Annotated in this window: 19 protein-coding genes; 2 read left to right on the top strand and 17 right to left on the bottom strand. The window is 67.5% G+C overall.

Going from position 1 to position 20,568, the window contains the following annotated elements:
* Positions 1–16: 16 nt before the first annotated feature.
* The 4 genes from PIGHUM_RS04360 to PIGHUM_RS04345 are packed head-to-tail and all read right to left on the bottom strand — an operon-like array spanning position 17 to position 4,353.
* Complete coding sequence (locus PIGHUM_RS04360) at positions 17–949, bottom strand: alpha/beta hydrolase (RefSeq protein WP_160142157.1); 933 nt, start codon at positions 947–949, stop codon at positions 17–19.
* A gap of 1 nt (position 950) precedes the next feature.
* The gene (locus PIGHUM_RS04355; RefSeq protein ID WP_124078023.1) at positions 951–2,501 is read right to left on the bottom strand and encodes a class I adenylate-forming enzyme family protein; all 1,551 of its coding nucleotides are present in this window, start codon (positions 2,499–2,501) and stop codon (positions 951–953) included.
* Positions 2,502–2,543: 42 nt separating this feature from the next.
* The gene (locus PIGHUM_RS04350) at positions 2,544–3,383 is read right to left on the bottom strand and encodes a CoA-transferase (protein WP_124078022.1); all 840 of its coding nucleotides are present in this window, start codon (positions 3,381–3,383) and stop codon (positions 2,544–2,546) included.
* Positions 3,384–3,405: 22 nt separating this feature from the next.
* Complete coding sequence (locus tag PIGHUM_RS04345) at positions 3,406–4,353, bottom strand: CoA transferase subunit A (RefSeq protein ID WP_160142156.1); 948 nt, start codon at positions 4,351–4,353, stop codon at positions 3,406–3,408.
* Positions 4,354–4,563: 210 nt separating this feature from the next.
* Here PIGHUM_RS04345 and PIGHUM_RS04340 point away from each other — a divergent pair, with 210 nt between their 5' ends.
* Entirely contained in the window at positions 4,564–5,502 is a 939-nt protein-coding gene (locus PIGHUM_RS04340; protein WP_124078020.1) for a LysR family transcriptional regulator, read from the top strand.
* Positions 5,503–5,536: 34 nt separating this feature from the next.
* Here PIGHUM_RS04340 and PIGHUM_RS04335 read toward each other — a convergent pair whose 3' ends face one another.
* The 13 genes from PIGHUM_RS04335 to PIGHUM_RS04275 all read right to left on the bottom strand — a co-directional run bounded on the left by PIGHUM_RS04335 (position 5,537) and on the right by PIGHUM_RS04275 (position 18,151).
* Positions 5,537–5,881, bottom strand: coding sequence for a cytochrome C oxidase subunit IV family protein (locus tag PIGHUM_RS04335; protein WP_160142155.1), 345 nt, complete (start codon positions 5,879–5,881; stop codon positions 5,537–5,539).
* Entirely contained in the window at positions 5,878–6,498 is a 621-nt protein-coding gene (locus tag PIGHUM_RS04330; protein ID WP_222929216.1) for a cytochrome c oxidase subunit 3, read from the bottom strand. Before PIGHUM_RS04330 ends, PIGHUM_RS04335 begins: the two co-directional genes overlap by 4 nt.
* Complete coding sequence (gene ctaD, locus PIGHUM_RS04325; RefSeq protein ID WP_124078018.1) at positions 6,495–8,099, bottom strand: cytochrome c oxidase subunit I; 1,605 nt, start codon at positions 8,097–8,099, stop codon at positions 6,495–6,497. Before ctaD ends, PIGHUM_RS04330 begins: the two co-directional genes overlap by 4 nt.
* Positions 8,096–9,052 (bottom strand): cytochrome c oxidase subunit II, encoded by a 957-nt coding sequence (locus PIGHUM_RS04320; RefSeq protein WP_124078017.1) that lies wholly within the window; start codon positions 9,050–9,052, stop codon positions 8,096–8,098. Before PIGHUM_RS04320 ends, ctaD begins: the two co-directional genes overlap by 4 nt.
* Positions 9,045–9,827 carry an SCO family protein gene (locus PIGHUM_RS04315; protein ID WP_124078016.1) on the bottom strand — a complete coding sequence of 261 codons (783 nt, stop codon included), beginning with the start codon at positions 9,825–9,827 and terminating at the stop codon, positions 9,045–9,047. The genes PIGHUM_RS04320 and PIGHUM_RS04315 overlap by 8 nt, the downstream gene beginning before the upstream one ends.
* Complete coding sequence (locus PIGHUM_RS04310; RefSeq protein WP_124078015.1) at positions 9,824–10,201, bottom strand: hypothetical protein; 378 nt, start codon at positions 10,199–10,201, stop codon at positions 9,824–9,826. Before PIGHUM_RS04310 ends, PIGHUM_RS04315 begins: the two co-directional genes overlap by 4 nt.
* Positions 10,194–11,321: a hypothetical protein gene (locus PIGHUM_RS04305; protein WP_124078014.1), complete on the bottom strand. Its 1,128-nt coding sequence runs from the start codon at positions 11,319–11,321 to the stop codon at positions 10,194–10,196. The genes PIGHUM_RS04310 and PIGHUM_RS04305 overlap by 8 nt, the downstream gene beginning before the upstream one ends.
* Positions 11,318–11,968, bottom strand: coding sequence for a c-type cytochrome (locus PIGHUM_RS04300; protein ID WP_246012898.1), 651 nt, complete (start codon positions 11,966–11,968; stop codon positions 11,318–11,320). Before PIGHUM_RS04300 ends, PIGHUM_RS04305 begins: the two co-directional genes overlap by 4 nt.
* A complete protein-coding gene (locus PIGHUM_RS04295) occupies positions 11,965–12,498 on the bottom strand; it encodes a DUF3341 domain-containing protein (RefSeq protein ID WP_222929214.1) in 534 nt (177 codons plus the stop codon). Before PIGHUM_RS04295 ends, PIGHUM_RS04300 begins: the two co-directional genes overlap by 4 nt.
* Complete coding sequence (gene nrfD / locus PIGHUM_RS04290; RefSeq protein ID WP_246012897.1) at positions 12,495–13,832, bottom strand: NrfD/PsrC family molybdoenzyme membrane anchor subunit; 1,338 nt, start codon at positions 13,830–13,832, stop codon at positions 12,495–12,497. Before nrfD ends, PIGHUM_RS04295 begins: the two co-directional genes overlap by 4 nt.
* Complete coding sequence (locus tag PIGHUM_RS04285; protein WP_124078012.1) at positions 13,825–16,632, bottom strand: 4Fe-4S dicluster domain-containing protein; 2,808 nt, start codon at positions 16,630–16,632, stop codon at positions 13,825–13,827. The genes nrfD and PIGHUM_RS04285 overlap by 8 nt, the downstream gene beginning before the upstream one ends.
* Before the next feature lie 5 nt (positions 16,633–16,637).
* Positions 16,638–17,288: a cytochrome c3 family protein gene (locus PIGHUM_RS04280; RefSeq protein WP_124078011.1), complete on the bottom strand. Its 651-nt coding sequence runs from the start codon at positions 17,286–17,288 to the stop codon at positions 16,638–16,640.
* An 80-nt stretch (positions 17,289–17,368) separates the two neighbouring features.
* Positions 17,369–18,151, bottom strand: coding sequence for an AraC family transcriptional regulator (locus PIGHUM_RS04275; protein ID WP_246012896.1), 783 nt, complete (start codon positions 18,149–18,151; stop codon positions 17,369–17,371).
* A gap of 173 nt (positions 18,152–18,324) precedes the next feature.
* Here PIGHUM_RS04275 and PIGHUM_RS04270 point away from each other — a divergent pair, with 173 nt between their 5' ends.
* Positions 18,325–20,559, top strand: a complete 2,235-nt coding sequence (locus PIGHUM_RS04270; RefSeq protein WP_124078010.1) for a TonB-dependent receptor — start codon at positions 18,325–18,327, stop codon at positions 20,557–20,559.
* Positions 20,560–20,568 lie beyond the last annotated feature (9 nt).

Below are 20,568 nucleotides of genomic sequence, written 5' to 3'. Positions count from 1 at the left end.
GCCTTCCGTATGACTGCTATGTGCAGGCGTGGTCCTCTATGAATTCCACGATTGCCGTCCCGAGTGCGTCTTGCGGCAGTCCCAGGTGGAACAGGCCCGAGAAGTGATTGTGTCCTGCCAGCTGAAGGAATCTCGGCATGGGTCTGCGCTGATCGCAGATTGCCAAGGCCAGCCGCAGCGCCTGGCGTTCGAAGTGCGACGGCTCGTACTGGGCCACCGCCAGCAACATCGGCAGTTCCGATTGCGACAGGCCGAGAATCGATGACCGTTCGCCGTACAGATCGGGATCGTCGCCGAAGTAGCTGGTGGCGATGCTCTTCGGATTGCTCGCGGCAAGGTCGTAGACGCCCGAGAGCAGGATGCCGCCGGCGAGGCCGTGGCCCGCTTCCGGATGGAAGGCCGGGTGGCCGATATAGGCTGCTGCGTGCGTAGCCCCGGCCGATTGCCCGAACAGGAAGATCTTCTTCCGATCGATGCCGAATTCGGCGGCGTTCCGATGGATCCATGCTATCGCCGCCGCGATGTCTTCCGGTCCGGCGGGCCAGGGATGCTGGGGCGCCAGCCGGTAGGTCATGTTGATGCCGACCAGGCCCCGGCGCGCCGCCCACAGGCCGACGTGGTCGTTGAAAGGACTGCCGGCGCGATGCTTGTCGCCGCCGGTGTATCCCCCGCCATGCACGAACACCAGGGCGGGACGCGGCGCCGCGGAGGAGTCATCCATGGCATGGAAGACATCCAGCCGTTGGCGCTCATCCCCGCCGTATCGCAGGTCGCGGGACAGGCGGACATCGGCATAGGGCTCGGATTGGTGCAGCGGGGCGTACAGGCGCTGCGCTTCCGCCAGGGCATCGGCACTCAAGGCCCGGCCCGACGCCTGGACCGCTCGCCGAATGGATGCCAGTTCGGCTATCGAAGGGAGCGCGCGCATTGCCGCGGGGGTGGGATTCATCTCAGCCTGGCTCCTGCAGTAGGCGCAGAACATCTTTCTTGACGATCTTGCCCGTCGCATTGGTCGGCAGCGTGTCGAAGAAGATGATCTTCTTGGGCCGCTTGGGACCGCCCAGCCGATCGCGGCAATAGGCGAGGATGTCGTCTTCGCTGCAATCGCCTTTGGCGACGATGCAGGCAACGACCTGCTCTCCCCAGTGCGGATCGGGAAGTCCGACCACCGCTGCTTCCTTGACCGTAGGGCAGCTCAATAGTACCGGCTCGATTTCAGCCGGATAGACATTGATGCCTCCCGACCGGATGACGTCGCGCTTTCTGCCGCATAGAAATAGATAGCCATGCCTGTCCTGGTAGGCGAGATCGCCCGTCAAGAGCCAGCCATTGCGCAGCGCCTTCGCGCTCTCTTCCGGAAGCTCCCAGTAGCCGCGGAACATGGCTGCGCTGTGGATGGCCATTTCGCCTACCTCGCCGACTGCAACGGGGCGCAGCTCGTCATCGACGCATTGCACGCGGGAAAGACGGCCGGGCCGGCCGCAGGAGTGCGTGCCGGAAAATTCCGGGTCGGTCCGGGCCGCCGCGAAATCGCTCGCCGTCTTGAAGGTGACCAGGCCGCCGGCCTCCGACGAGGCGTATCCCGCGGTGATGTCGGCCTTGAAGCTCGCCTGCGCGCGCCAGCCGTCGAGCGATTGCATCTGGTTGATGCCGTGGAGCACCCGCAGGCTGCCGAGATCGCGCGCGCCGAAGTCGGGATGGGCGCATATGCGCCGCGACATCCAGTCCATGGCGGTGGCGTGCGTCACGCGCTCCTGTTCGATGCTGTCCAGGTAGGGGCCGGGATCGAAGCGCGGCAGCAGGACGGTGCGCATGCCCTGGTAGAGGTAAAGCATCAGGAAATAGACCGCCATGCCCGCCGCGAGAGGCTGCGCAACCAGGCCCACGTCGTTGTCGCGCAGCGGGTGTTCGGTCAGCGCGCTCAGCAGCCCCATGATGAAGGCCCGGTGCGTGCGGACGCATCCCTTGGGGCTTCCCGTGGTGCCGCTGGTGAACTTGATGGTCAGGTCGTCGTCCGGATCGACTTGCGCATCGGGCGCGGTGGCCGGCGCCGCACGGGTGAGCGCGTGGAAGTCGAGCGGCAGGTCGTGCCCCGGACCCACGCCTATTGCCGCTTCGACCGATTCCAGTTCATGCTGGATGGACCGGTAGAGACTGGCTGCCGATGCATCGACGATCAGGTATCTGGCGCGCAGCTTTTCTACGATGAAGGCGATCTCCGATCCGACCAGAGTCGGCATGACCGGTGCGGTAATGCAGCCGATTTTCGCAACGCCCAGATAGCTCTCGACGAATTCCACCGAGTTGTTCATCAGCAGCACCACCCGATCGCCGTGGGCCGCGCCGAGCGAGAGCAGCGCATTGCCTACCCTGTTGGCATTCTGCTCGAGTTCGCTCCAGGTGAGGCGCCGTTCGCCGAAGACCAGCGCCTCGGCGCCCGGACGGAGCCTGGCATGGTGACTGAGGACGTTCCCGATGACCATTGTGCTTGCACGTTTCATCTATCGTTGCCGGGCTTGCCCGTTCTCCGTTGTGCGCGGCATTCAGCCGATCGTCATGCGCCGCTTGCGCAGCATCCCGTTCCGGTCGACCTGGGTCCGGAGCATGTTCAGCTCCCAGTCGGTAGGCGGGGTGGTGGTCGGGACTTCATCGGGAATGACCAGCTCGAACCCCGTATTGGCGATGACTTCTTCCACGGTATGGCCGGGATGGACGGACACCAGCCGCATGCGGTGCTCTTCTTCGGTGAAGTCGCATACGCAGAGCGGGGTCCATACGAGTTGCGGGCCGTCGCGTCCGTCCAGGGTGGCATGCCGGCTGTCGTAGCCGTCCATCCAGCCCGCGCCGCTGCGGTAGTCCACCTTCTCGACGAAGGTGCGCTTGTTGTGGTGCTCGAAGTACATGTTGATCGGCCCCGTGCCCAGCCACAGGGTGCCCACCGTTCCCGGGCCGCGGACCTTCAAGTCCGGATGAGGGCCTCCGACGCCGATCATGTTGAGATTGCCGTACTTGTCGACTTGCATCCCGCCGAAGCCCGAGCCTCCGCGCCGGATGCGCTGCCGGCCGCCGCGGCCTTTGGTGCCGCCGTCCACGACGTCGGCAAGGTAGATCTTGCATTCGGCCCCGTACGCGGCGCGCGGATCCCAGGTGCCGAGCGGCAGGGTATCGAATTTCGCGTTGTAGACGCCTGCGCCGCCGCAAAACAGCCAGAGGTTGGGCGTGACGGTCAATTGGGCCAGTCGGTTGGCTGCCAGCGAAACCACCTGGTTCGCGCCGCCGCTGCCGAGGACCTCGTCGTCCCCGGCGCACGATCGCGCGATGATGATCGCCAGGAGCTCCGCAGTGGAATAGTCGTCCGTCCCGGGAGTTGCTATGTCTGCCATGTCGTTTCCACCCGCTGCGTGTTCAAGCGGCCAGCATGCGACGCAGTTGCGTCAGCTTGCGGAGCCCGCCGATTTTTTCGAGGTACTCGAAATGATCGAGCCCAAAGACGAATTCATCGAGGTACTGCTGCGCCTGTCCCTCGCGGACCATCGAGAGATAGCGCTTCAGGTGCTCTTCATCGAGGGCGTAGTTGGCGGACGAGAAGGTGGGATGCGCACCGTACGGGGCATGCACGACGTAGTCCACCCAAAGCCCCGGAATCGTCGTTCTTGCCGGATCCTTCGTGATGGCCTCGGCGCCGACGATCTCGTCGGCCTGGACGATCACGATGTCGGCGGCTTTGGCTTTGTCGCGCTCCTGGCCGGTGCCTCCCCAGCATTGCGCGTTGCCGTATTCGTCGGCCGCCTGCGCATGCATGATGAAAACGTCGGACTTCAGGGGCGGAACGGCGTAGACCTCGCGTCCCGAGAACGGGTCGACCACCTTCTTCAACTCGGGATTGAGCGCGGGTGCGGAGATGGCCTCGTACAGGTACTGCACCGGCGCGAACGGCCGGCCTCCCGCCGCTGCCTGGGTTCCCAGAATGATGAACGGCTCGTCGGCTTCGACGATGTCGAGGGAGCGGTCTTTCGCCGCCTGGCGGAATGCCGGCGCTGTGCCGAGATATTCGAATCCGACGTACGACAGATAAAGCTTCTCGAGCATCTTGGCCGCGATCGGCAGATCGGCGGCGATGGATGCGGTTACCGGCGGGATCATCGTCATGCCGCTGGCGCCGGCACGGATGGCCGCTCTGATGAGCGCCATCGCGCCGTCGGCCGAATGCGACCCGGCCAGCGACAGGGTGCGCTTGGAGGCGATGATCCTGCCCGCCTCCTCCAGCGAAATGAGCTTGCTGCGGCGCTTCGGATCGGCAGGCAGCTGCTCCTCCAGCGGGATCATGAATTTATGGCGTAAGGGTTCTTCCATCGGGCGCCCCATGTTGTCGTTGTCTCTGCGCGGCCGGCCAGGCTGCGCCTGCAAGGTTCCGCCACGCCGGGGATAGATGTCCCGACCGGTTCATGGGTGGCGGGAATCCCAAGTAGCGATAAGCGTTCTGGCCTCGACTGCGTTCCCATGACAACACAAAGAAACCTATAGATTAAGTAAAATTGTCCAATCAATTCATCCCGTGAATTTATGAATTCGACCACCCGCCACCTTCGCGCCCTCGTGCAGATCGCCAGGCTGAAAAGCTTTACGCGGGCAGCCGAGCAATTGCACATCACCCAGGCCGGGCTGAGCTCCATGATCACCGAGCTGGAGTCCCAGCTGGGGTGCCGGCTCTTCGAGCGGACCACCCGCTCGGTCGCGTTGACGGCGACGGGGACGCTGCTGCTGGCATCGGCCGAACGGATCCTGGAGATCTTCGATTCGACGATCGCCCGGATAGACGAGACCACGGCGTCGTCCCGCCGGCTGCTTTCGGTGGCCGCCACGCCATTCATCTCGTCGAGCCTCTTGCCGACCGTATGCGCCCGGTTCCGCGAGGTCTGGCCCGACGTCCACGTGCGCATCAGGGACACGGTGCACAGCGAGGTGCGGGAACTGGTCGAGAGCGGAGAATGCGATCTCGGGATAGGCATTTTCTTCAAGCCGACCTCGGGCATGGAGCGAACGCCGATATTCGACTTCGATTTCGTCTACGTATCCCGCTCCGATAGATTGATGCGGGAAAGCAGCTTGCGGTCGCTGTCCCAGAGACGCGTGTTCTGGAGCGAACTGAAACACCAGCCCTTGATAGGCATGCCCCCGTCGCATGCGATCCAACGGCTGGTCGACGCTCACTTGAAGCCGATCGGGCGGGCCAATGAAGACCGGCCGGTGTACAACAGCTTCCACACCCTTCTGTCGATGGTGGAGGCAGGCATGGGGGGCGCCATTCTGCCTTCGTTCATCGGCGGCGCGGCAGTGGGGCGGCGCCTGAATTTGCAGATCATAGACAAACCCCGCCTGAGCCTGCAGTTGTACAGCGTGTCCAAGAAAGGGCGCGAGCTGCCGGAATCGGCCCAGGATTTCAAGGATTGCCTGCGGGAAATCATCGCGAAGCGCTGGTCGAGCGAACAATCCGTGGGGTAGGGGCGGGCGGTACGCCGGCTGGATGGCCGACACCTCACCTCGGAGTGAATGGCGCCGACGGACGATCGACCGCCGGCACTGTGTCATGCAGGGTGGCGGGGGCGCGGCCGAGATAATCGACGGCGCTCAAGGCGGCGAGAATGAACAGCATCGCCGCGGACAGCACGCACGTCGCGCGCAGCACGGGGTAGCGCTCGCGCAGCTCCATGAACCAGGCGAGGACCAGTCCGGCCTTGGCGAGCGCGATCACCAGGGCGGCCGCGGCATTGCCTTTGCCAAGAGGCAATAGCGCCAGCCCGATGGTCGATGCGGCGAGCGCGAGCAGCGCGATCCAGATGCGCGCCAGGACGCGCAGTTCGGCATGCAGGCTTGCGTTCACGATGCTCTCCCGACCAGGTAGAACGCAGGGAACAGGAAGATCCACACCACGTCGATGAAGTGCCAGTAGAGCGCGGTGATTTCGCCGCGAAGCGGCGCGTCGGCGTCGCTCGCGATACGGCTGCGCAGCACGGCCAGCAGCACGAGGCCGATCGCCAGATGGACCGCATGCACGCCGGTGCAGAGGAAATACAGGAAAAAGTAGCGCTGCGCGGCGCCCGGCTCGGTCCCGGTGGGCGCGCGGAAGTCGGGGCCCGGCAGCAGGCCTTCGCTCAGGTCGTGCGCATACTCGAAGCCCTTGATGGCCAGAAAGGCGAGGCCGAGCGCGATCGTCAGCGTCAGCAGCCTGCGCGTGGCGGAGAGAGCGCCATGGCGGCGGGCCGCGACCGCCGCCGCCATCGTGAAGCTGCTCGTGAGCAGCAGCAGGGTGTTGATGCTGCCCAGCCACAGGCTGCTGTGGCGCGCAGCCTGGACGAATGCATCCGGCGCGCTCAGCCGGGCATGCGCGTAGCCGACGAACAGCGGCCCGACGAACAGCAGTTCCGTGGCGAGGAACACCCACATGCCGAGCCGGGCCCGATAGCGGCGGTCGGCGTCGATGCCGGCTGCCGCGTTCACGATTCGCCTCCATCGGGATAGGCGTACGGGTCGCGGCCGCCCGGCGGCTGGACGGCGAAATTGTGCGTGGGCGGAGGCGAACTGGTCTGCCATTCCAGGCCGCGGGCGTGCCAGGGGTCGGGGCTCGCGGGCTGGCCGCGGAACCAGGACCAGCCCAGATAGCACAGCGGAAGCAGGTAGCCGACCGCGAGAATGGTCGCGCCGGCGGACGAGAGGACGTGCATCACCTGGAACTCTGGCGGATAGCTGTGGTAGCGCCGCGGCATGCCGTCGTAGCCGAGCAGGAACTGGGGAAAGAAGGTCAGGTTGAAGCCGAAGAAGACCAGTATCGCGGCGGCGCGCGCCCAGCCTTCGGGATAGAGCCGGCCGGTGATCTTCGGCCACCAGAAGTGCAGCGCGCCGAGATAGGCCATTACTGCGCCGCCCACCATGATGTAGTGGAAGTGCGCCACCACGAAATAGGTGTCGGTCACGTGCACGTCTATCGTCAGCGACGCCAGGAACAGGCCGGTCAGGCCGCCGAGCGCGAACAGGCCGACGAAGCCGAGCGCATACAGCATCGGCGCCGCCAGGCGGATGCTGCCCTTGTAGAGCGTGGACAGCCAGTTGAAGACCTTGATGGCGGATGGGACGGCCACCAGGAAGCTCAGCATCGAGAACACCATGTTGGCGTACATGGACTGTCCGCTGACGAACATGTGATGGCCCCAGACCAGGAAGCCGAGCACGGCGATGGCCAGGATGGCATAGGCCATCATGCGATAGCCGAAGATGCGCCGCTGGGCGAAGCAGGGAATGATCTCGCTCACCACGCCCATGGCGGGCAGGACCATGATGTAGACCGCCGGGTGCGAGTAGAACCAGAAAAGATGCTGGAACAGCAGGGGATCGCCTCCCAGCGCGGGATCGAAGATGCCGACGCCGAACAGGCGTTCGGCCGCCAGCAGCACGAGCGTGATCGCCAGCACCGGCGTGGCCAGCACCAGGATGATGCTGGTCGCGTAGTTGGCCCAGACGAAGAGCGGCATGTCGAACCAGCCCATGCCGGGCGCCCGCAGCGTGTGCACGGTGACGATGAAATTCAGGCCGGTCAGGATGGACGAGAAGCCCGTGACGAACACGCCGAACAGGGTCAGGATCACGTGCGTGTTCGAGAACATGGTCGAGAACGGCGTGTAGAACGTCCAGCCCGTGTCGACGCCGCCCAGCAGCAGCGCGGCCACCGTCAGCAGGCCGCCGGCCACGTACAGGTACCAGCTGAGCAGGTTCAGGCGCGGAAACGCCAGGTCGCGCGCGCCGAGCATCAGGGGAATGAGGAAGTTTCCCAGCACGGAGGGAATGGACGGAATCAGGAACAGCCAGACCATGATCACGCCGTGCGCGGTGAACAGCTTGTTGTAGGTGTCGTCGCCGACCAGGTCGCCCTGCGGCGTGACCAGCTCGAGCCGCATGATGCCGGCCGCCGCCCCGCCCAGCATGAAGAATGCGGTGATGCTGACCGCGTACAGAATGGCGATGCGCTTGTGGTCGTGCGTGAGCAGCCAGGACTTCAGCGTGTAGCCGTCCTGAAGATAGCTGCCTTGGGTGGCAAGAGTGCTCATGGATGCTGCGACTCCGAGGGTGGCGTGGCGCCGGGGTTCCTGAGGTATTCCGCCAGAGCGGTGAGTTCCTGTTCCGACAGCTGCCCGGCGTAGGAAGGCATGACCGGGGCGTAGCCGGCCGCGACCTGCTTGGCCGGAACCAGGATGCTGTCGCGCAGGTAGTTTTCGTCCGCGACCACGGCGCTTCCGTCCTGGAGCGCCACGCGCCGGCCGAAGAGGCCGTCGAGCGACGGCGCGCGGACGGTGCTGCCGCGGCCGTGGCAGCCCACGCAGCCATGCTCGCGGAATAGCGCGAGCCCCTGGCGGCGCAGTCCGTCCTCGATGGCCGCGCCCGCTTGCCACCGCGCATAGTCCTCGGGAGGCATCACGATGAGGCCGCCGGCCATGGAGGCATGCTCCGTGCCGCAGTACTCCGCGCACAGCAGCGGGTAGCGGCCGGGCACGTCGGCACGGAAGTTGAGCGTGGTATAGCGTCCGGGCAGGACGTCCTGCTTCACGCGCAGGGCCGGCAGGTAGAGACTGTGGACGGCGTCTTGCGAGGTCATCAGCAGGCGTACCGGCCGCCCGGCCGGCACGTGCAGCTCGTCGATCTCGCGCCGGCCGCCGGCGTGCTGCACGGTCCATACCCACTGCCTGGCCACCACGTAGATGGGCTCGGCGTCGGCCGAAGCCTTGGTCATGCCGCTGTAGTCGTGCGCGGACCAGGCGAACAGCGCCAGGAAGGCGAGCAGGATCGCGATGGTCCATGTCCACTCCAGACGGGGGGCGTCGAGCGGCACGCCGGCGCGGCTCGCACGCGACCCGGCACGGTATTTGATGCAGAAGAATACGGCGGTGGCAGCCAGCACGAGCAGAATGAACAGGGCCAGTCCCGCCAGGGTCAGGAACAGCGTATCCGTGCGATGCGCGAAAGCCGACGCGGCGGGGGACAGGATGGACAGCGAATCATTCATGGTCGGGCTCCCGCCGGCCGCCGCTCTGGCCGGACCGCGTCCGGCGGCGTTGCCGCCAGACCAGCGCAGCCGTCAGCATCATGACGGCCGCCCCCGCTGCCTGGGTGAGCCGCATCACGGCCGCGGAATACCGCCCAGTGGCGGGGTCGTAGTGCGCGCAGAAAAGCAGCAGGCGATCGGCCAGCCCGCCGACCCGGCCGCCGGCCGCTTCGGTCAAGGCCAGGCGCACGTCGCGGCTCGAGAAGCGCACGCCGGGCATGTAGCGGGAGATCCTCCCCTCTGGCGTCAGGACGACGAAGCCGGCGGGGTGCCCGAACTGCATCGTCGCCGGATCGTAGCGGTAGGGGAAGCCGACGGCCCGCGCCAGCGCGTCGATATCGGATTGCCGGCCGGTCAGCAGGTGCAGCCGCGCAGCCGCGTGCGGATCCAGCGTCGCCGTGTACCGCTGCAGCTTGCGCGCGGCGTCGGCCGGCCCTTCGGCCGGATCGATGCCGACCGCGATGATTGCGTAGTCCAGCCTCGTCTCGCGCACGCTTTCGAGAATGCCGTCCATGGTGGTTTCGCACAGCATCGGGCAGTGGTAGTAGCCGAGCACGAGTATGGCCGGCCGGCCCGCCATCAGGCTTGCCATGTCGGTCGAGACGCCGGATGGCAGCACGAACGGGGCATGCACCGGCACCTGGGCGCCCAGCCGCTGTGTGAAGGGCGTGGGGGCGAAATCGGTGGCGGCGGCCGCCATGGACCACGCCCACGCGAGAGCGGCCAGCCATCTCATGGCCGGCGGACGCCGCTTCGCGGGGCGCCAGTGGATGGAGAGGAGTCCGAGGCCGGATCGCTCGGCGACATGGCGGCGATTGCGCGCATCGCCTGTTCGATGGGCACTCGGGCGATGCCGGCGGCCGGATCGACCCAGCCGTAGCCCGCCAGCAGGGCCCGTTTTTCCGCCAGGTAGGTCTCGAGCGCATCCCGCGGCGCCGTTTCGAGCAGCGGCCCCGACGCCCAATGCTGCGGTTCGTCCATCGGAACGACATCGCGGCCGCGGTCCCACGCTTCCAGCAGCGCGACCGCGGCGCCCGCGGCGACCGCGATCGCGGCCATGCCGCCGATGGCGATGCGGCGCAGCGCGCGTACATCGATATCCTCATCCATGGCGATGCTCCGAGGTCGATCGGCGCCGCATCCGTACAGCCTGGCGCGTGCGCAGCCAGGCGGCAAAGGCGTGGGCCAGCATGCCCATCGAGGCGGCCAGCACCGGCAGCAGCCATGCCAGGTGCCACGAGAGGGCGGGCACCGACGGCAGTACCTGCCAGGCGGCTTCGACCATGCCGAACGCGGCCACCCATGACGCCAGCCACTGCAGCCCCGCGGCTGACCGCTTGATGCGCCGCGACAGCAGCAACAACAGCGGCAGCGCGAAGCCGCCCAGCGCGAGCGCCAGTCCCAGCCAGCGCCACCCGCCGAGATAGCGCGGCAGGTACCACGAGATCTCGTGCGGCAGGTTCTCGGCCCAGATGATCTGGAATTGCGTGAACTCCAGATAGGCCCAGCCGAGTACGAAGGTAAGCAGCAGGTTGCCCAGGTCGCCGCGGACTTGCGGCGGCACCGCCCGCGCGACGGCCGCAGTCCCCAGGGCGAGCGCGAACTTGAGCTGGCATACCAGCGCCAGCAGCCCGAAGCCCGAGGAATGCCAGGTCGGCACGAGCGACACGACGAGATCGATGGCCGCCACGGTGGCCGACCATCCCACGGCGAGCAGGCCCGCCGCGGCCGCGCCCGGACGCATGGGGCGCGAGCCGCCAGGAGAGAACCAGGCCAGTCCGCTCCACAGCAAACCCAGCAGCAGCAGCCGGAAGGTGAAGGCCGGCAGCGCGCGCCAGGCCTCGCGGAACGCGGGTTCGCGCGCGGGGTCGATCCAACCGGAGGCGGCCCAGGGATACAGAGTGTCCAGCAGCGGGAACAGCGGCAGCCAGAGCAGCGCCAGCAGGGGCAGCATGGCCGCGCGGCGATACAGGGTCGTTCTCAGGTCGGCGCTCCATCGCCCGCCCGCCAATCCATCGATGTAGAGCACGCCGAGCGAGCCTAGCGCGGCGCCGGTCCAGCCCCACCAGGCCGCCAGCCAGGCGGCCGCGAGGTCGGTGGGAGCCAGCCATGCTCCGGCCGCTCCTGCAACAGTCAGCGTCGCCAGCGCAACGGCCGCCGCCACCCCGGGCCGGGCCGCCACGAGGGCATGGCTGAGTGCCGGCAGGCCGGCTTGTCCGGTCCGGCTCATCGCTGCTCCCTGCGCGGCAGGTGTTCGAGCGCTTCGGTGCGCACCGGCTCCGGCAGGCGGTCCACCTCGGCGTGTTGGCTGAGCTGCAGCGCGCGCAGGTAGGCGACCACCGCCCAGCGTTCGGCGGGGGACAAGCGGTCGCCATAAGGCCGCATCTGGCCGTAGCCGTCGCGGATGACCTCGTACAGATGGCGATCCGGGGCGCTGCGCAGCCGGTCGATGTGATAAGAGGGCGGCGCGGGAAAACCGCGGCGCACGATGCGGCCGTCGCCGTCGCCCGCCGGGCTGTGGCAGGGCATGCAATAGATCTCGTAGCGCTCGCGCCCCTGGCGCAGCAGCGCCATGTCGACGGGATAGGGCTGCGCGGGCGCCTCGTCGTCGCGCAGGCCGCGCTGCACGTCTTCGCCGCCGCGGCGGCTGCTGCTGCTGACGGCCAGGTCGCCGCGGCTGCGCGGGAGCGTACCCGGCTGCGCCTGCGGGCCCGGGGCGCGGCCGGAAGCCGGCGCCTGTGCGCCGTAGGGCTTCGCGCGCGGCTGGTCGTACATGTCCTGTCTGGCCCGCTCGCAGCCGCCGAGCGCAAGCAGCGCCAGGCACGCGGCCGCCGCTGCCCGGCCGCGATGCGGCGCGATGCGGCGGCCGGCGCTCACTGCGGCACCTCGTCGACGCGATAGGCGTCGCATCGCTCCAGCAATGTTCGCGCCTTCACGCACGCCGCCTCGTCCTGCAGGCCGCGAATGCAGAGGAAGAAGCGGTCGCGCGAGGCGCGCGAAAAACCCGGGGCGTCGAAAACGGGATGCCGCAGGGCCGGCAGCCCGTTGCCGAGCAGCATCGCCAGCACCGCGGCGAGCGCGGCGCCCAGTATGGTCATCTCGAAAGTCACAGGGATGAAGGCCGGCCAGTTGTGCAGCGGGCGACCGCCGACGTTGACCGGATAGGCCACGACGGCCGCGTACCATTGCATGAAATAGGCGGCGCATCCGCCTGCCGCGCCGCCCGCCAGCGTCGCTGCCGGCACCCAGTTGCGTCCCATGGAGACCACTTCCGCCAGACCTTCGACCGGCAGCGGCGAGTAGGCGTCGATCGCGTCGAAGCCCGCTTCGCGCGCCTGGCGCGCCGCATCGAGCAGCGCCTCGCCGGTGCCGAACTGTCCGATCACGCCGTAGGGCAGGCGCTTCATGGCTCGGTGCTCCCGGTCCGCTCGACCAGCTCCCGCATCTCGCTCATCGAAATCATGGGCAGGAAACGCACGAACATGAGAAAGAGCCATGCGAACAGCGCGATCGAGCCGATCAGCAGCGCCCAGTCCCAGCCGGTCGGTATGTAGACGCCCCATGAGGAAGGGAGGTAATCGCGATGCGTGCTCTGCACCACGATCAGGAAGCGCTCCATCCACATGCCGAGGTTGATCACGATGCTGATCGCAAGCAGCGCCGGCACGTTGGCGCGTATGCGGCGCAGCCAGAGCAGTTGCGGCACGGCGACGTTGCAGGCGAGCAGGCTCCAGTACACAGGCGCGTAGATGCCGGTCCAGCGGTCGACGGTCATCGCGATCTCGTATTCGTCGCCGCTATAGAACGCGGTGAAGGCCTCGGCGGCATATCCGTAGGCGACCACTGCGCCGGTTGCCAGCAGCACGCGCGCCGAAAGATCGAGATGCTTCATCGTGATGAAGTCGTGCAGCCGGAAATAGTGGCGCAGCGGAATGGCCAGGGTGACGACCATCGCGAAGCCCGAATAGAGCGCGCCTGCGACGAAATACGGCGGGAAGATGGTCGAGTGGTAGCCCGGCGTGTTGCCGATGGCGAAGTCGAGGGAGACGATGGTGTGCACCGACACGACCAGCGGCGTGGCCAGTCCCGCCAGCAGCAGGTAGGCGCTTTGGTGGCGCGCCCAATGCCGCGCATCGCCGCGCCAGCCGAGGGCGAACAAGCCGTACAGGCGGCGGCGCGCGGCCGTGCGGGCGCGGTCGCGCAGGGTCGCCAGGTCCGGGATCAGGCCGACATACCAGAACATCAGCGAAACGAGCAGGTAGGTCGCGATCGCGAACAGGTCCCACACCAGGGGGCTGTGCCATTGCGGCCAGAGCCCCATGCGGTCGGGATAGGGGACCAGCCAGTAGAAGAACCACGGACGGCCCAGGTGCAGGATCGGAAACAGCCCGGCGATGGACGCGGCGAACAGCGTCATCGCCTCGGCATAGCGGTTGATGGAGGTGCGCCAGCGCTGGCGCAGCAGCAACAGCACGGCGGAAATGAACGTGCCCGCATGGCCGATGCCGATCCACCATACGAAGTTGCTGAGCGCGAACCCCCACGCGACCGGGATGTTGACGCCCCAGATGCCGACGCCGCGGGTGACCACCCACGCGGCCGAGCCGAAGAATACGAACGTGCCGGCCAGCGCCACGGCGCATCCTACGCGCCAGCGCACCCCCGCCGGCGCGAACACGATGGCGGCGATGCGATCGGTCACCTCGGCAAGGCGGGAGCGCCGGGCGTGCGGCTCAGGCATCGCCATCTCCTCCTTCCTGCGATGCGTCGCCGCCGTCGGCCTTGCGGCGCACCCGTGCCAGGTAAGTGGTGCGCGGCCTGGTGTTCAGCGCTTCGAGCAGGGCGTAGTGGCGCGGCGAGGCGCGCGCCCGGTTCACCGCGCTCGCCGGGTCGTTGAGGTCGCCGAATACGATCGCGCGGCTCGGGCATGCGGCCTGGCAGGCGGTAACGACGTCGCCGTCGCGCAGCGGCGCCCCGGTGCGTCCGGCATGGATGCGGGCCCGGTTGATGCGTTGGACGCAATACGTGCATTTCTCCATCACGCCCCGCGACCGCACGGTCACGCCGGGGTTGCGCTGCGCGGGCACGGCCGCGTCGCCCGCGCTGTATTCGAAGAAATTGAAGCGGCGGACCTTGTATGGGCAGTTGTTGGAGCAGAACCGGGTGCCGATGCAGCGGTTGTAGACCTGGGCATTCAGGCCGTCGCTGTCGTGCACCGTGGCGCCGACCGGACAGACTTCCTCGCAAGGCGCGTTCTCGCAGTGCATGCAGGGAACGGGTTGGAAGGCGCCGGTTTCGCCGACGTCGTCATAGCGGTCCACGCGGATCCAGTGCATGACCCGGCCGCGCGCGACTTCCTCCCGGCCCACTACGGGGATGTTGTTTTCGGCCTGGCAGGCGATGGTGCAGACCCCGCAGCCCGTGCATGCGTCGAGGTCTATGTTCATCGCCCAGGCATGATCGGGATACGGCACGGGCGGGTAGAGGCTGGGCAAGGGTTCGTGCCGGGGCACGCCGTGTCCCGGTTCGACGCTGAGGATCACCTCGCGCCCATGCGTGGACGTCTCGGTCTGCACGCGCGAGAACGCATGCCGCCGGCCGAGGGCCCGTGCGCGCACAGGCCCCGTGTGCATGCCTGGGGGCACCAGGCCATGGGCGTTGGCGCCGACCCGGTTGCCGACCGAACCGGCCGCGGTCCGCCCATAGCCCGCCGCCACCGCGAGCACGCCGTCCGCCTGGCCCGGGCCGACCAAGGCGGGCGCTTGCACGATTGTTTCGCCCGCGCGCAGTTCCAGCACGTCGCCGGTGCGCACGCCGAGCGCGGCGGCGGTGGCGGCGCTGAGCAGAACGGCGTTGTCCCAGACGACCCGTGTGTGGGGATCCGGCAATTCGTGCAGCCAGGCATTGTTGCCGAAGTCTCCCGCCACGTGGGAAGGCAGCAGCCGCAGCACCAGCCCGGGCGGCCGGGGCGGCGGCCGGCTGCGCGGCGCCAGCGCCGGCCCGGCGGCGATGCTCGCCGCATCCGGCGCGTCGATCACGCCGCGCCTGAGCGCCTCGCGCCAGCGCGCATCGAAATCCGCCGCCCACGCCGTTCGCCACGTGGACTGGACCGCCTGATGGGCGCTCAGGTCGGCGCCGGCCAGCCAGGACAGCACGGTATGCGGCGAGACGCTGTCGTGCAGCGGCGCGATCACGGGCTGCACGATGCCTGCGCTGCCGTCCCAGGCGTGGGCATCGCTCCAGGCTTCGAAGTCGTGCGGCCGCGGCGCATGCCAGCCTGCCAGGCGCGCCGTTTCGTCGCGGTACAGGCCGAGATGCACGCAGAGCGGCACGCGCGCCATGCCTTGGGCGAAACCGCTGGCGGGGGCATCGTATGCGGGGTTGGCATCGAGCACGAGCAGGGTATCGACCTCGCCCGCGCTCATCGATGCCACCAGCGAGGACAACGGTTGCGGCACGGGTGCGTCGCGGTGCTGCGCGACTTCCAGGCACGTGCCCAGGCTGCCCGCACGCTGGTTCAGCGCCCAGATGATCTCGTGCGCGCGCGGCGACAGGGTCGGGCCGCCGATGATGAGGGCGGAGCCACGGTGCTGCGCGAGCATCCTGCCGAGTTCGGCCGCCATGGCCGCCGTCGAGGCCTCGGCCGGCATGGCGCCCGTGTCCGGAACGCCGGCCGAGGCCGCGAGGGCTTCGAGCACGCATTCGATCTGCCATGGGGCCAGCGTGCGGCAGCGATCCGCATGGCTGGCGATCAGCGAAGGGGACGATTGCAGGACGTGGACCGTACAGCCGCCGGCGCGCGCGCGAACGATGTCTTGCGCATGCCGCACGCCGGCCGCGCCGCGCAGCGGATCGGCATCCAGGCAGACCAGCAGGCGCGCGCGGTCCAGCCTGTACCGGACACGGGCGCGGGTGCCGGTGAGCCGGAACCAGGCAGCTGCCGCCGCGTCGTCCGGCAGTGCGTCGTGGACATGCCATGCCATCCGGGGCAGGGCCTCGGCCAGTTCGCGCAGCTGGCGCATCATCGTGGGCGATGCGCAGGGGCCGGTCAGGATGTGCAGGCCGCGGCCCGAACGCGCCTGCAGCGCGGGCAGCCGCTCGCGCAGGGCGCGGCGCAATCCGTCGGGGCCGGCGATCATGCCGTCGCGCAATACATTGCGGGAGCGGTCCGGATCCCATAGCTGCAGCACGGTTGCCTGGGTCCGGGCGTCGGTCGCGCCGAGACTCGCCTGATGATCGGAGTTGCCTTCGACTTTCGTCGGCCGACCATCGTGGGTTTCGACCAGCACCCCGAAGGCTCCGCCGCCGTGCCGGACGCTGGTGGCATAGAAGACCGCCTCGCCCGGCGCGGCGCCTTCCGGCATCGATGCGTAGGAGAAGATCGGTTCGGCCGGCGGTCCCTTGCAGCCGGTGGCGGCCATCGCGGCAGCGCCGGCCATCGCCGCGAGCAGGGTGCGGCGGCCCGGGTTTTCCGGCCCGTCCGCATGGCGGTCGAATTGCTGCGTGGGCCGTTCGCGATGGAAGGTGACGGGAATGTCCATGGCGTCTAACGGTGACAGGTGGTGCAACTGGTCATGCGGGCCTCGCTTTCGAAGCGGAACGTCCGCTGCAGCAATTCGATGTCTTGCGCCGACAAGGGCGCGCGGTCGTGCATCGCGAAGACCTGGTCGCGCGGACCGGCATGGTGCGCCGGCGCGCGATGGCATTCGATGCACCACTCCATCGTCAGCTCCTGCTGGCGCACGAGGCGCGGCATGGTGTCGACCCGGCCATGGCAGGTCATGCACGCCACGCCCTTGGCGACGTGGATGCTGTGGTCGAAGTGGACGAAGTCGGGCAGGTCGTAGACACGTTTCCATGCAATCGGTGTGCCTTGTTCCGCGCTGTCGCGCAGCGGAGCCAGCGCCAGCGCATCGCGGAACAGCGCCGCATGGCAGGTCAGGCAGACCGACGCGGCGGGCATCCCCGCCGAGGCTGTCTTTTCGACAGTCGAATGGCAATATCTACAATCGATCCCGTCGTCGCCCACGTGATGCCGGTGGCTGAACGGAATCGGCTGGTCCCATCCTTCGCGCGCATTCACGCTCGCCGTCATCCGCCATACGACCAGCGCTGCCGACCCCGCCACGAAGCCGGCTATGGCGAGCAGCGCGAGTTTGATGAGCAGGACGGCAGGGTCGTCGAAGGTTTGCGCCATGGGAGAGGAGTCCGTGGATGAGCACCTCCGCAACTCTCGTGCCTGTCATCGGACTGAACAGCACGACCGGCCGCGCAGCCTCAGCCGCGCATATAACGTTGCGGCGCTTCGCCCATGGCGCGGCGGAACATGGCGCTAAAGGCGTTGACTGTGGCGTATCCCATATCCTGCGCGACGCTGCTGACCGACTGTCCCAGCGACAATTGGCAAACCGCCTCGGACAGGCGCAACTGCTGGCGCCATTGACCGAAAGTCAACCCGGTTTCCTGCTTGAACAGCCGGCTCAGGGTGCGCACGCTGGTTCCCGCGCGCAGGCTGAGCAGCTCCATGGAATCGTGTGTCGCCGGCGACCGCATCAGCGTTTCGCAGACTTTGAGCAGACGCTTGTCCTGCGGCAGCGGCAGCTTCCCGTGGCGGATAACCTCGGCCTCGCTCAACTGCCGCAGTAACAGGGGGACAAGCATCGCCGCCTTGCTGTCCGGCTCGTAGGCGGGCGGGTCTTCCAGCATGGCGAGGATCAATTCGCGCAGCAGGGCGGTTACGCGAATGTGGCGGCATTCCGGCCACAGCCACGGCGCGGCGTCCGGTTCGATCCGCAGCCATCGCATGGCCACGCGGCCGACCATGTGCAATTCGTGGTCCACCCCCGGCGCTATCCACAGCGCCTGGCGCGGTGCGACGGCCCATGCGCCTTGCGGCGTCAATACACGCACTACGCCGTGCGTGGCGTGAACCAATTGGCCCTGCTCATGGCTGTGCCAGATCTCGCGGTGGCCGTGCTCATAGTCCCGCCGCGCAGCCATGACCGGCCGCTCCTGTTTCCGGTAATCCCGCGCAAAACGGTCTCGCCAGATCTTGTCCATTTGAAGGTGATTCAAGAGATGTTGTTCTGAAACTGCCAAATATCGGCGGTTCCTCACAAATATATGGCGGCCTAATTCACCGACTGTAAGTTCAAATAATACTAATTCGCATTTTCAATGATGTGGGCGCCGCGGTGTCGTCCGCCGCGCTCTTGAGAGGAGCCTGAACGGCCATGTCCCCTTTCCAACTACGACGCATGCTGTCCCGCACTGGCACTGCGGTGGCCCTGTCCGCCTGCTGGAGTCCGATGGTGCACGCCCAGGCTGCGGCACGGCCGGACGCTACCATGGCACCGGCCGGCGGGAACGTCAATGGCGTTTCGTCCCAGGCGGCAGCCGGCGGGGCGACCACCTTGCCTGCCGTCACGGTGACCGGAACGGCCGAGACGCCGCGCGGCGGGTTGCCGCCTGCCTTCGCCGGCGGGCAGGTCGCGCGCGGCGGCGGTCTGGGCCTGCTCGGCAACCGCGACATCATGGACGCGCCGTTCAGCCTGACCAGCTATACCGCGCAAAGCATCGAGGACCAGCAGGCGCGCAGCATCAGCGACGCGGTGAAGAACGACGCCTCGGTGCGCACCATCTGGGCCGACGGCAGCTACAGCTCGCAGATGACCATCCGCGGCTTTCCGGTGCAAGCGCAGGACATGGCGATCAATGGCGTATACGGCATTGTTCCGCCGCAACTGACGGGCGGCCTGGAGATGGTCGAACGCGTCGAGATCCTGCGGGGCCCCGGCGCGCTGCTGTACGGCATGGCGCCGTCCGGCGCGGTGGGCGGCACGGTCAACCTGGTTGCCAAGCGCGCCACCGATGCGCCCATTACTCGGTTGACGACGAGCTACTGGTCGGACGCACAGTTCGGCGCGGCCATCGACCTCGGCCGGCGCCTGGGCGAGGACAAGCAGTTCGGCATCCGCTTCAATGCGGCCTATCGGGACGGCGATACGGCCCTAGACAAGCAGCAGCAGCGCGTGGGCTTCGCCTCGCTCGGCCTGGACTACCGGAGCGACCGCGTGCGCATCTCGGCCGATCTGGGCTATCACGACATGCGGTCGGACAACCCCACGCGCCCCATCTACACCGACAATGCCAGCTTCCAGATCCCGAAAGCGCCGCCGGGGGACCTGAACCTGGGCCAGTCGTGGTACTACGCCAAATCCGAGGATACCTACGGGATGGTGCGCGGTGAAGTGGACCTGGCCGACGACCTGACCGCATACGCGGTGGCGGGCGGCCGCCGCAACGACTTCCTGGGCCTGTACAACTTCATCTACCTGCAGAACGGTGCGGGGGATTTCCGCGCGAACCAGTACTACCAGCCCACCTACGCCGATACGAAGACCTTCCTGGGAGGGGTGACGGGACGATTGAATACCGGTCCGCTTCGGCACACCATCGATTTGTCGGTCTCCGTGCTGGGAACGGAGTCGGGCGTGCTGGCGCCGGTAATCGCCACGTACAACGGCAATCTCTACGATCCCGTTTCCGTGAGCCAGCCCAGCCTGTCGGGCTTCTCCAGCGATGCGCCCAAGACGTCGTTCAGCCGCCTGGCCAGCGTTGCGCTGGCGGACACCATATCGGCGTGGGACGACCGAGTTCAGTTCACTGCCGGCTTGCGGCGCCAGTCCGTCAAGGTGGACAACTACAACGCGGCTACCGGTTTGAGAACCGCTACCTATGACGAGGACGCCTACACGCCGGCTTTCGCCCTCCTGGTCAAGCCGTGGCAGCATGTGTCCTTGTATGCCAATTACATCCAAGGTTTGGGCCAGGGTCCGGCCGCCCCGGCATCGGCCGCCAACTCGGGTACGGTGTTTGCCCCGATCAAGTCCAAACAGTACGAGGTCGGCGCCAAGGCGAGATTCGATGGCGTGGGCGCGTCGATCGCGTACTTCGAGATCAAGCAGCCGAGCGGATTCCTCGATCCGGCCAGCAATACGTTCGGCATGGATGGCGAGCAGCGCAACCGCGGGTTGGAAATCAATGCCCATGGCGAGGTGGCGCGCGGCGTGCGGCTGCTGGGCGGGGTGTCTTTCATCGACGGCAAACTGACCAAGACCGCCGGCGGCGCGAACGACGGCAACAAGGCGGTGGGGGTGCCCGGCACGCTGCTGAACCTGGCCGTGGAATGGGACCTGCCGAGCGTTCCGGGGTTGACGCTGTCGGCGCGTCATCTCTATACGTCGTCGCAGTATTACAACCCCGCCAACACGCAGAAGATTCCCGGCTGGCACCGCACGGATATCGGCGTGCGCTACCGCGCCCGCATGATGGACAAGGGGGTTACGCTGCGCGCCGGTATCGCCAATCTGTTCGACAAGGACTACTGGGCCGGGGCCTCCGCCAATTACGGCCTGGCGCGCGGCTATCCGCGTACCTACATGGTGTCCGCCACGATAGATTTCTAGGGAACCCGC

The organism is Pigmentiphaga humi, from assembly GCF_900606115.1.
GTDB classification, from domain to species: Bacteria; Pseudomonadota; Gammaproteobacteria; order Burkholderiales; family Burkholderiaceae_B; genus Pigmentiphaga; species Pigmentiphaga humi.
The sequence above is the reverse complement of the archived record's forward strand: the minus strand, read 5'-3'. Positions and strand labels throughout refer to the sequence as shown.